The organism is Nocardiopsis akebiae (assembly GCF_018316795.1).
Lineage (GTDB): Bacteria > Actinomycetota > Actinomycetes > Streptosporangiales > Streptosporangiaceae > Nocardiopsis > Nocardiopsis dassonvillei.
Genome location: NZ_CP074132.1, coordinates 2,046,603 through 2,058,684 on the forward strand (window position 1 = coordinate 2,046,603; position 12,082 = coordinate 2,058,684).

At 65.7% G+C, this 12,082-nt stretch carries 8 protein-coding genes; 7 read left to right on the plus strand and 1 reads right to left on the minus strand.

Annotated features, from left to right (window positions below; all coding sequences use genetic code 11):
• Nucleotides 1-953 precede the first annotated feature (953 nt).
• Nucleotides 954-1,520: a CG0192-related protein gene (locus tag KGD83_RS08760; RefSeq protein WP_212643330.1), complete on the minus strand. Its 567-nt coding sequence runs from the start codon at nt 1,518-1,520 to the stop codon at nt 954-956.
• A gap of 996 nt (nt 1,521-2,516) precedes the next feature.
• On the opposite strand from KGD83_RS08760, the gene KGD83_RS08765 reads away from it, so the two are divergent.
• The 7 genes from KGD83_RS08765 (at nt 2,517) to KGD83_RS08795 (ending at nt 12,070) form a co-directional block, all read left to right on the plus strand.
• Complete coding sequence (locus tag KGD83_RS08765; protein WP_256448862.1) at nt 2,517-4,985, plus strand: molybdopterin-containing oxidoreductase family protein; 2,469 nt, start codon at nt 2,517-2,519, stop codon at nt 4,983-4,985.
• A gap of 709 nt (nt 4,986-5,694) precedes the next feature.
• Nucleotides 5,695-6,234: a hypothetical protein gene (locus KGD83_RS08770; protein ID WP_212643332.1), complete on the plus strand. Its 540-nt coding sequence runs from the start codon at nt 5,695-5,697 to the stop codon at nt 6,232-6,234.
• Nucleotides 6,231-7,004 (plus strand): SDR family NAD(P)-dependent oxidoreductase, encoded by a 774-nt coding sequence (locus KGD83_RS08775; protein ID WP_212643333.1) that lies wholly within the window; start codon nt 6,231-6,233, stop codon nt 7,002-7,004. The genes KGD83_RS08770 and KGD83_RS08775 overlap by 4 nt, the downstream gene beginning before the upstream one ends.
• A 59-nt stretch (nt 7,005-7,063) precedes the next feature.
• A complete protein-coding gene (aroA, locus tag KGD83_RS08780) occupies nt 7,064-8,380 on the plus strand; it encodes a 3-phosphoshikimate 1-carboxyvinyltransferase (protein WP_212643334.1) in 1,317 nt (438 codons plus the stop codon).
• The gene (gene gpmI, locus KGD83_RS08785; protein ID WP_212643335.1) at nt 8,377-9,972 is read left to right on the plus strand and encodes a 2,3-bisphosphoglycerate-independent phosphoglycerate mutase; all 1,596 of its coding nucleotides are present in this window, start codon (nt 8,377-8,379) and stop codon (nt 9,970-9,972) included. Before aroA ends, gpmI begins: the two co-directional genes overlap by 4 nt.
• Nucleotides 9,969-11,111, plus strand: coding sequence for a phosphonopyruvate decarboxylase (gene aepY / locus KGD83_RS08790; RefSeq protein ID WP_212643336.1), 1,143 nt, complete (start codon nt 9,969-9,971; stop codon nt 11,109-11,111). Before gpmI ends, aepY begins: the two co-directional genes overlap by 4 nt.
• Nucleotides 11,112-11,164: 53 nt before the next feature.
• Nucleotides 11,165-12,070, plus strand: coding sequence for a phosphate/phosphite/phosphonate ABC transporter substrate-binding protein (locus KGD83_RS08795; protein WP_212643337.1), 906 nt, complete (start codon nt 11,165-11,167; stop codon nt 12,068-12,070).
• The last annotated feature ends 12 nt before the right edge of the window (nt 12,071-12,082 follow it).

Here is a 12,082-nt window from a genome sequence, read left to right on the forward strand (position 1 = left end):
GAATCAATTATGACAACCGATACAAGTGTTATACATAGAAAAGTTCGGGAGCAAGTATCACGGGGGCGAATGATAGTCTTTGTCAGGGGCAGGAGCAGATCGGACTGTACTTGACCTGCTACTTCTTGCCTTGGTCGCCCGACGTGACGGCCGGATGCGGTCATCTTGTTGACAGGTCTTCCAAAGACTGATGCGGATACGCTATGCATCGATGCGGCCCGCGAGCGGGGTTGTGGTGTGGTAGGCCAGATTTAGGCAGCCATCGTAGCGGTGGCGAGATCGGTGACGGCCACGATGAACCAGACTGGCAGCGCTGGTATCCGGCGATCGGCTGGTACCCGTAGGCATCCGATGGATGCAAGGTGTCAAGCCACGACCCCCAGCTCGAGTTCGAGCGGATTCGGGAAGGTGGTGGTCTCGTCGTAGGGAACGTCGTGCTGGAGGTAGTGGAACGAGCAACCTACTCAGTTTTTCGTTAGCTGTGTGGGGCTGGAGGGTGGATCTTCAACCCCAGGTGGGTCAGGAAGGACCATGGAAGCCGATCGTCTTCGCAGACACGATTGATGTCTCGTTTGACTGCGTCGCCGACCTCTGTCAGGTGGCACCAGCAGGATTGGCCAACTTCCGTGCCTTGAGGGCTGACCACAACATCTCCACGGGGTTGAGCTCGAGAGTGTAGACAGGTAGCCCTTCCAGAGTGAGCCAGTCCTGGCCTGATGCGTTCTGGGTTTTCCGGAGTCGAGTTTCTAGGTTCTGAGGCCACGTGTCCTCAAGGAGAACATCGTGCGACGTTGTAGCTACCCAGCCGAGTTCCGGTACAAAGTGTTGGTCCTGGTCGAAGCCGGACGTAGTACCGCGATGTGGCGCAGCCAGCTGGTGGGCGCCCCGATCAAGCGATCACTGCTTGCTTACGACTGCTGACCAGGACACACCAACCCCTCAAGACGGTACATCTAGACCAGCACCGCGACCACCGCCTGTTCGTCACCCCACCGGGCACGGAGTCGTCGTCTTCCCTCGGAGGCGGCTCCCAGGACACGCGGAAGCAGCATCTTCCCATTCGGAATCAGTCGATCGGCGTCATTGACGGTCTCGGCGGGTTCACTGGAGACCAGGACCTGCTGGGGCCTCCGCTCCAGGAGGCGGCCTTCCTGCCAGACCTCCAGCTCCGCCTGTGCCTGCTCTCCGGCGAGGGCGCGCTGGAAGCAGGCGACGGCCACCGCGTCCTTGGTTCCGTCGTAGACCCAGCGTGTCCCCAGAGTGGAGTGCTCCAACGTGCCGACCAGGTGCTCTTCGTAACCGTGTAGGGGTTCGCCCCGGTAGGTCAGCGGCACGTGGAGCAGTCGTGCCCCGCGTCGGAGCAGGAAGGCCTCCACGCCGACCTCCCCCTCCGGGTCGTCGAACCTGTACTTGCCGAGGTTCTCGTCGGACCCCTGACCTGCCCACGATTGGCTGTCCAACCAGGTGCTGATCAACGTCATTTTGCTCGGGGTGACAGTAGCTTTGTGAATGATCGCCATGGGCGCCAGTATCCGGCAGAAGTGTTCATGGAGGAAGCTGACTTCCAACCCGGTCCCGGCATCTCGATTGCAGCACAGGACGCCTGCCCCTTCGCCCTTTCTTTTCTGCCGGGGCCATGTTATTGGTCCCCGCCGGGAACCTTGGAGCACCTCACCCCTGGGGCCAGGGCGTGCGTTATCTGGCGTTGCGCTGTGCCCAACTGCTGACCAGTGCTGGCCTCGGCCGTCGACGTTCCGGCGAGGAGCTGCGCTGTGCGCATCCGTGCTGAGCTTTCCCTCCGCAATCCGGGGAAAGCGGCCATACGCCGCCCTCCGGCTCACTGTGATAGCAGAACCCTGAGTTGACACGAACAGACACCATCTCAAGATTCCCAGAAGGTACATCCTTTTAATGTCGCTCTCTTGGTGCAGGGTGTGGTACTGGAGCAGAGTCAGCGCCAGAAGCCCCGTCCTCTCTTGTGAACAGAGAGCTCCGCTGTGGCCGGATTCGGCCACAGCTTTGGTCTTTGTGCTGCTCTCCGCCTTCCTTTGGGGCAGCCGTCCCGCCTTGGACGGCTCGCCTTCGCTCTGACTGTGACCTGTGCCCGAGTATCCGCGAAGCGGCACGGTGATCGACCATTAATCCATCCGACGCGGGATGGCAAACGCCTCATGGTCCACGGGGCTTATCCCAATGTCAAACGACAGGGAAGAAGGCAGGTGTGTGCGATAACCGCGCCCTACGAAAGGGTTGCCCTCCGAACTGGAGGGTGGCAGCCTGGTGTGGCTCCAGGGCCTCAGTCTTTCCATGGTGGGTGTCGGGCAGGTTTCTGGAGCACAGGCGTGTCTTATAGAGATTTGGGTGCGATCAGTTATTTTGGGGCAGGGCTTGAAGTCTGTCCTCGTGCTTGCCGCCCATGCGCCAGGCATGGCAAAGGGAGAATTCAGATGTCAGTCGAAAATGCGGGATCAAGTCGTCGTTCTTTCTTTTTCCAGGGCGGTCTCGTCGGAGGCGGTATGGCGCTGGGATTGCAAACTTCGTCCGCCCCGTCTCCGACGTCTCTCTCGCCGGGGTCGAACTCCGGCCATGACGCAACGTCGAGCGATTCCGTGGTGAGCGGAGGCGGGTTCGACTTCACCCAGGAATCTGCGGCACTATCTCCGGAAGAGATCGTCGACACCGCATGTCAGTTCTGTAATTCTCATTGCGGTATGAAGGTGTCCCTGAAGTCTGGACGTGTGATCGGCATCAGCGGTGAAGACGAGGACCGCGTCCAGGACGGAAACCTCTGCGTCAAAGCGAAGATGATGCCCGAGTTGGTCTACAACCATCACCGGATCACCACGCCCCTGCGCCGGGTCTCAGGACAGAAGGGCAGTAAGGACTCGCGTTTCGAGCCCGTCTCGTGGGACGAGGCGCTACGCGCCATCGCTGAGAAGATGGTGGGACTACGTGACGCAGGAGAAGCCCGCGCCGTCGCCAACCGCACCACCGGACGTATGCCCCGGGGCTCCGCGGACCTGATCGCACGTTTGTTCTCGCTACTCGGCAGCCCCAACAACACCGACGTGGGGCCGGTCTGTAACGATGCCGGGGCCAACGCCCTGTCCAGCACCTTCGGGCTGGGTTACTTCACCAACGGCTACGGCGTGGACGAGGCCACGGGAGAGCAGGATCTCGGTTCGGCCAGGTACTTTCTGTTCCTTGGAACCAACCAGGCCGAAACCCACCCGGTCACCTTCGAGTACCTGCTGCGTGAGCGGGCCAGGACGGGGGCGAAACTGGTCGTGGTCGACCCCAGACTCACGCCCACCGGAGCCCAGGCCGATCTGTGGGTGTCCCCGAAACCCCACACCGACCAGGCGCTGGTGCTGGCGATCCTGTACCACGTCGTGGCGCAGAATTTGTATGACAGGAATTTCATCGACCGATGGGTGGTGGGATTCGAGGAACTGCGCCGCCATCTGGTCGACCACGCCTACACACCCGAATGGGCCGCCGATGTCACCGGTGTGCCCGCCCAGACCATCAAGCAGATCGCTGAGGAGTACGCCAGCGCGTCTCCTGCCGCCATCGTCTGCAACGCTGGTATCTCCCATCAACTCGGGGCCTTCGACACCTATCGCTGCCTGGCCTTCCTTGCTGCGATCACCGGCAACATCGGTCTACCCGGCGGTGGCTGCAACTTCATGCACAACACATGGCCGGGAAAAATGTACCTGCCTCCGCTCGAATCGACCGTTCCCGAGACAACAGAGGCGCTGCCGGTAGGTCCCGATTACTTCGCCGAGTCCATCCTGGAGAAAAAGCCCTACCAACTCAGGGCCGTCATCACCCAGGGCAATCCACTCCTGTCATCAGCGAATACCGCCAGGGTGCACAAGGCGTTTGAGAAGCTCGACTTCTATGTCTATACCGGCCTGTTCATGGAAGAGGCCGCCTACTTCGCCGACATCATCCTGCCGGTGTGTAGTGGTCTGGAGATGGAGGGCGTCTACATGCGTCGGGACGATCGCGCGATCCGATGGCAGAACCAGGCTGTGCCGCGGGTCGGGGAGTCACGTCCGGACTGGGAGATCTGGATCGACCTCGCCCATACCCTGGAAGAAGTGGACACCAGCAGTCCCAGAGGTTATTGGGCAAACGCCTTTCCTGCCGAGTGGAAGGACTACCGAACCCTGTGGTCGCAGTTCGTGGCGCACACCCCGGGGATGAAGGGAATGGACGCCGAACGGATGAGCGCCAGAAGGGAACCCCTGCGCTGGCCCTGTCCCGGTTCCGAGCACCCTGGGGTGAGCACCCTCTACATGGATCACCCGAGCTGGTACGAAGCGGCTGATTCCTTGGGGGAGGAAAACAAGGGGAAACGCTTCCTCACCCCTTCGGGGAAGGTTGAGATCCACACCGAGGAACTGGAGGAGGCCCTGGCCGGGGTCGGCCACTCCGCTCTGCCGATCTTCTACACCCATCCCGAGGTAACCGGCGGGCACCCGACCATCGAATACACCAATGCCTTCGTCACCAACCCCCTCTACCCCCACGCCAACACCGTGAAGGTTCGGCTGGGCGTCCAGGCCCAAGGTGACGTGCACAGGGACTACCCACTGATGGGTATGACCGGCAGGCCCAGCGTGGTGCACTTTGCCTCGGTCACGCAGTGGACCCCCACGGGCAAACAACTCAACGGGGTACGCCTGATCCAGATCCATCCTCGAACAGCCCAGAGGAACGGTATCGCCGAGGGGGAACAAGTCCGTGTGGAGAGTCCCCGCGGAGCGGTCACCGGAACTGCTCTTCTCTGGGAGGGCATCCGCGAGGACACGATCTTTGTGCCCAGTACCTTCGGCCCCTCGCAGGCGGTCGGTGACGTCTCGGGTGCGGATCGCTACGAGTCCGCCAACCTGCTGACCGACGACCGCTATTTCGACAATGTCTCGGGGCAGCAGGCCTACAAGTGCTTCGCCTGCCGCGTCACCAAGGCGTAAACGGGAAAGCACCCGCTGTCACCCAGCAGGCAGTCCGAGCCGGGACTCCCCCGCCGAGAGAGCCTGGCTCTGCGACCTCACGGGTCGTCCTCCTCTCCCGAGCGCCACTCGGTCCGCAGGCTCATGGTGGCCGTCCTCGCTTCCTGGTTCCTGCGGGAGGCCCGCCTTCGCCGATGAGGCAGCGGATCCCGGGCGGCCGCCCGAGCCCTGAGGTCGAAACACCGCTCCCAGGTGATCGGTCCAGGTCAAGGGACTTCCTTGTGGGTTTTTGCGACTACTCGAGGAGGAATGACTCAAGTTCGACTGAGGAATTCCTCAGTCGGACAGTGATCGGTGGTACTGGTGGCGGCCTGTTCGACCGGGTGCTGGGGAGGTCGGGGGTGTGATCGAGCTATGCGACTCGAAGTCCCGGCCGCCGACCCCGGAGACGCCCTGGCTTGGGAAAACCCCTGCGGAGGGCGCCTCCTTACCCGGCCTTCCCGGTCGGCAGGGTTCCGTGACGGAACGATGGCCGACAATCCGCCATGAATCACCACCAAGGTGACATTTTGTAACTTTGTTTCCTCTTTGTTCTCTGCTCTCACATGAGTCACAGACGACACCTTCGTCGCCTGCCTCCGTGGTCAGCTCATTGACAATTCTTCTGCTGATTCATACCTTCTCTCTCACGCCTCCCTTCGCCTGCTGAATTTTTGACCCTCAAGGTCCCTTGACAGTCAGCATCGTCATTGGATCCAATGTCGACGAAAAAGCCAAAGACGAAATGCAGGAATCGATGACGAGCATCAAGGGTGAAACCGGCTTGCGCCGCCAGGAGATGGTCTGCGAACCACTCGGGGTCGGTTATCCGTCCACCTGTGCGGGAAATGATCTGGATCTTTCCCATGTTCTCTCCCCTGACGCCTCCGTATCGAGCCCGGATTTGGGAAGCGGACTGCGAAGTGCTTTCCGCGTATCACCTAACGGCCTCGAGCGCACCCCGAACACGCTGGTCAGCCTGCTCGGGGTGCACAATCCCACCTCGACTCAGGCGGAGTTCACCGTTACCTCGTGCTTTCCCGAGGTAGCCGCGAGCAAGGCCCACTTGGCCTTCCTCGGCGGTTCGGTCGAGACGTCCGGGCAGAGCGGAGCGGATCTCCGTCTCCTTCTCGAGCCTGGAGCCCACGTCTGGTTGACCCAGATCGCGGCACCGCCCGAGGAACCGCTCTTCTCCACCACCTCTGTGCCGCGGAAGGACGCGTACCGATGAGCTCTTCTCCGGAGGGGGCCCAGAGGACCGCTCTCGTCACCGGTGCCGGAAGCGGGATCGGTGCGGCCACCGCTTACCGGCTGGCCGACGAGGGCTATCGCGTCGTCCTGACCGGCCGCAGGGTCAGCGCTTTGGAAGAGGTCGCCAAACGCATCGCAGCGGACGGGAAGGCGGTCGATGTCCAGCCCATGGACGTCACCGACCCATCGGCCATCGCGGCCGTCGTCAACGGACTGATCCGATGCGACGTACTCGTCAACAACGCTGGCGGCGCCATCGGGACCGAAGAGGTCGCGGACGCCGCCCCCGCCGACTGGCGCACCATGTTCGAGACGAACGTCCTGGGAGCGCTCGCGACCACGCAGGCACTGCTCCCGCTCCTCACTGAGAGCGGGGACGGGACCATCGTCGTCATCTCCTCGACCGCCGCCTTCACCGTCTACGAAGGCGGCGGGGGATATAGCGCCGCCAAGCACGCCGAACACGCCCTGGCCGGAACCCTGCGCCTGGAGTTGTGCGGCCAGCCCGTGCGCGTTGTCGAGATCGCCCCCGGCATGGTCCACACGGAGGAGTTCTCCCTCAACCGCTACCGAGGTGACAAAGATCGAGCGGCAGCCGTCTACGCGGGGGTCGACCAACCCCTCATGGCCGAGGACATCGCTGACGCCGTGGCCTGGGCAGTCAGCCGTCCCGCACACGTGAACGTCGACTTCCTCGTCGTGCGGCCCCGAGCCCAAGCCGCGCAGCACAAGGTGCACCGGCGGAGCTGACGTCCCGCCGGCCCGTACCGCGTATCACCCTCACCCCCGACCCAAGGATGGGCACCGCTGTGACACGTTCGACCCGCAACCCGATCATGGACCTCCCCGAGGTCGGCATCACCCCCCTCAAGGACCTCGACGCAACGGTCACCGTCGTCGGTTCGAAGAGCTACACCAACCGGTTCCTGGCGATCGCTGGACTGGCTCCGGAGCCGACGGTCCTTCGCCACGCGCTGCACTCCCAGGACACCCTGCTCCTAGCCAAGGCCCTGCGCGCCTTCGGACACGTGGACGTCGAGGCCGACGCGGACAGCGAGACGTTCTCGGTGGTCCCCAACGGCCGCCCCATGCGTGCGCCCGACACCGCCATCGACATGGGAAACGCGGGTACGCCGATCCGCTTCCTGATCACCATGGCGGCCCTGGCGGAGGGCCGCACGGTCCTGACGGGCAACAAGCGCATGTGCGAGCGGCCCATGGGCCACCTCCTCGACGCGCTCGGCAAGCTCGGCGCTGAGGTCCGGAGCACCGCGGGCAACGGTTCGCCGCCGATCGAGATCGGCGGCGGCACCCTGCGCGGCGGCTTCACCCGCGTCGACGGCACCGTGAGCAGCCAGTTCACCAGTAGCCTGCTCATCGGCTCGGTCGGAACGGAGGCGGGCCTCGAACTCGTCGTGGACGGGGACCCCGTCTCCAAGCCCTACGTCGACATGACAATCGCCGCGATGGCCGCCGGCGGGGTTTCCCTCCGGCGGTCGGGGTACGAGCGCTACGCCGTACCGGGTGCCGTGCGCTACCGCGGGGGCGATATCACGGTGGAGTCCGACGCCTCGGGCATGTCCTACTTCCTCGCCGCGGCCGCGATCACCGGCGGGAGGGTCACCATCCCGGGGATCAGTCTGGACTCCGCGCAGGGAGACGTCGGCCTGGTCACCGCCTTCGCCGACATGGGGTGCGCCGACCGCTCCGACACCACCGGCATCACGTTGACGGGCGGACCGCTCACCGGGATCGACATCGACATGTCGAACATGCCCGACGTCGCCCCGACCCTGGCCGTCGTCGCCGCCTACGCCCGCGGAACGACCCACATCACCGGAATCGGCAACCTGCGCGTCAAGGAGTGCGACCGGATCGACGCGGTCAGTACCGAACTCCGCAAGATGGGCGTCTCCGTCGACACCACCGAGGACACGATGACGGTCCACGGCGGCAAGGAGCCTCAGGGAGCGGTGATCGACACCTACGACGACCACCGGATCGCCATGGCCTTCGCCGTCGCGGGCCTGCGCACCCCCGGCGTCGTCATCCGCGACCCCGCGTGCGTGACCAAGTCCTTCCCTGACTTCTGGGACCGCTTCGAGGCCCTGCGAGGCGACCGGTGACCACTCTCGCACCTGGCGTCCTTCTCGTCCTCGACGGCTGGGGGTACGCACCACCCAGCCCCGCAAACGCCCTCACCGCCGCCCGCACTCCGTTCCTCGACGCCCTCTCCGGCGGACCCAACGGACGGCTTCTCGACGCCTCCGGGGCCTCGGTCGGCCTTCCCGAGGGAACCGTGGGCAATTCGGAGACCGGCCACCTGGTCATGGGGGCGGGCCATGCCGTGGAGTACGACAGTCTGCGCGTCGAACGGGACGTGTCCTCAGGCGATCTGCGGTCCCACCCGCTGCTGCGTGACATGTGTGCTGCGCTGGCACGGAACGGGGGAACCCTCCACCTGGTGGGCCTGTGCTCCGACGGGCGGATCCACTCCGACATCGGCCACCTTCCGGAGATCCTGCGGGCGGCCTGGGAGGCCGCGCTGTACCGGGTCCGGATCTGGGTGATCACCGATGGCCGTGACGTGGCCGACGGCACAGCCGCGCGGTACCTGTCCCGGCTCGCCGCCATGACCGAGGAACGGGGGGTCGGTTCGATCTCCGGAGTGGTCGGCCGCGACTACGCGATGGACAAGAGCGGGAAGGAGCACCTGACGGCCGCGGCCGCGCGGCTCCTCCTGGACGGCGACGCGGAGCACACCGCCGCCACCCCCCAGGACGCGCTGCTCCCCTCGGTCGGTGACGGAGCGATCCCGCCCACGGCCGTCACCGGCCTCTCGGGACACCGCGCACGCGTCGAGGACGGCGACGGCATCCTGTTCACCAACTTCCGCAGCGACCGCACGGCGCCGCTGGCGGACATGGTCGCGGACCTCCTCGCCGCGAGCGGCCGGGATCGGGTGCGCTTGCTGAGTCTGGCCCAGTACGACACCCGCACCGCGATCCCCGCACTCGTCTCCCGGGCGGACGCCTCGGGAGGACTCAGCGATGTGCTCGAAGAAGCCGGCGCACGGTCGCTGCGCGTCGCGGAGCCGGAGAAATTCGAGCACGTCACCTTCTTCCTCAACGGACGGGACTCCCGGCCGAGGAAAGGGGAGGAACACCTCAAGATCACCGGTGCCCCCGACGGGCCGGTCCACGAACACCCGGAGATGAACGCCGCAGGCGTGGCCGACGCCATCGCCGAAGCGTGCGGACGCGACGACATCGACCTCATCGCGGCCAACCTCGCCAACATCGACGTGGTCGGGCACACCGGAAACTTCGACGCGACCCGGCGCTCGGCCGAGGCCGTCGACACGGCGGTGTCGCGCATCCACGCAGCGGCACGAGCCGCAGGCCGGTGGATGCTGGTCGTCGGCGACCACGGTAACGCCGAGCAGATGCTGCGGTCCGCCGGAGACAAGGGTGAGGCCGTCCCCTACGGGGGACACACGCACAATCCCGTCCACTGCGTCCTGGCCCCGGCGGGCACACGGAGCGATGCCGTCTTGTCCACGGACCCGGCGGCGATCACCTCCGTCGCCCCGACCGTCCTCCGCCTCCTCGGGCTTCCCGTCCCCCCGCCGATGACCGCGCCCTCGCTTCTGCGGGAGGCCGTCCTCGACCCGGCAGCGCCGGGCCCGACCGGAGCCGCCCAGGAGGGACGACGATGATCTCCGCCGCGTTCTTCTGCGACGAGCTGGAGCGGCACGGCTTCGGCTTCGCCAGCGGCGTCCCCTGCTCGTACTTCGGTGGACCGATCTCCCTGCTGAGCCGCACTCCGGGCCGCTATGTCGCCGCGGCCAACGAGGGCGGTGCGCTCGCCACGGCCGCCGGTGCCGCGTTGGCCGGTGAGCGCGCCTACATCATGTTGCAGAACTCCGGGCTCGGTAACCTCGTCAACCCCCTGACCTCGCTGGTCATGACCTACCGGATTCCGGTGCTCACCTTCGTCAGCCTGCGGGGCTGGCCCGACCCAGCCGGCGACGAGCCCCAGCACGCCGTCATGGGACCGACCACCGCTCCTTACCTGGACCTCCTGGGCCTGCCGTACTGGATACTGCGCGCGGACGCCGACGAAGCGCGTTTCCAGGAGATCCTGGAAGCCGTGACGACGGCGCTGGACGAGGGGCACGCGCCGTTCGTACTCGTGGAGAAGCACGCGGTCGACGCCGCGGCACCGGCCCGGGGGACCGCGCGCGGACACGCGGGCACCGACCGGATGGACAGCGTCGACGCCGTCCACCTGATCACCAAGCTCATCGGTGACGCCCCGGTAGTCGCGACCACCGGCTACACCGGACGCGAGCTGTTCGGGGTCGAGGACCGGCCGGCCAACTTCTACATGCAGGGCTCCATGGGGCACGCGTCCTCGATCGCCTTGGGCATCGCCCTCAACCGGCCCGACCGCCCCGTCATCGCTCTCGACGGCGACGGCGCCGCGCTCATGCACCTGGGCGCACTGTCGGTGATCGGCGCCCAGGCGCCGCCCAACCTCGTCCACGTCGTGCTGGACAACGGTACCCACGAGTCGACCGGCGGCCAGGGCACGACATCGGACACCACCGGTCTGGAGAAGGTGGCTGCGGCGGCCGGATACGCCGACGCCAGGCGATGCGCCACCCCTGAGCAGCTCCACACGGGTGTCACCGCGGCGCTGTCCTCCCCGGGGCCGCACATGCTCGTCGTGCCGACCCGTGCGCGCAGCGGCCCCATGCCTCCGCGCGCGACCAGCACCCACCCGCCCGAGACCATGCGGGACCGTTTCGCGGCCGCGACGCGCAGATCCCCCTCGAGCGCTGTGGGCGACTGACACAGCCCGTGCCCCCAGCCATCTCGCCCCCTCTGACCGGAAGGGCTAGCACCATGCCCGGAAAGCTCTCCAGAACGACCGCGCTCTGCGCCGTGGCCCTCACCCTCGCGCTGGCCACCGCCTGCGGCGGCGCCTCCAGCGCCGAAAGCGCCTCCGACCCCGACACACTCGTCCTGGGTTTGATCCCGAACGAGAACGCCGCTTCCTTGAACGCCTCGTACGAGCCGCTCGCGGACCTGATCGCCGACGCCTCCGGCAAGGAGGTCGATCTACAGGTCATGACGAACTACGCCGCGCTCATCGAGGCCCAGCGCGCGGGCACCGTCCACATCGCCATGTACGGACCGTTCAGTTACGTCTTGGCGAGGGACTCGGGGGTCGACATCTCCCCCATGGCGGCCGAACTCTATGAGGAGGGCGGCAACCCCAGCTACCACTCCTACATGGTCACCCGAGCCGACAGCGGAATCAGCGAGCTCGCCGATCTGCGGGGGAAGACGGTCTGCTTCGTTGATCCCAACTCCACCTCCGGCCGCCTCTATCCGCTGGCCGGGCTGATGGAGGCCGGTCTGAGCGAAGGTGACTACACCGAGAGGTTCTCCGGTGGGCATGACGCCTCCCTCCTGGCGGTCCGGGACGGAGAGTGTGACGCGGGAGCTGTCCGCGACCTGCTGTACGACGAGGTCCTGCCGGAGCAGGAGGGCATCGACCACGACGACTACACCGTCATCTGGACGTCCGACCCGGTCGTCAACTCCCCTCTGGCCATCCTCAACTCTCTGGATCCCGAACTCCGCGACGCGATCACCGAAGCGGTGCTGGAGCGGGGGAACGCCGATGCCCTCGGAGTCGACGACATCGCCGGCTACTGGGGGTTCACGGAGGCCGACGACTCGTTCTACGACCCCATCCGCGAGATCTGCCAGATCACCGAGGCCGAAGCCTGCGAGACGGGCTAGCGCACATGCACA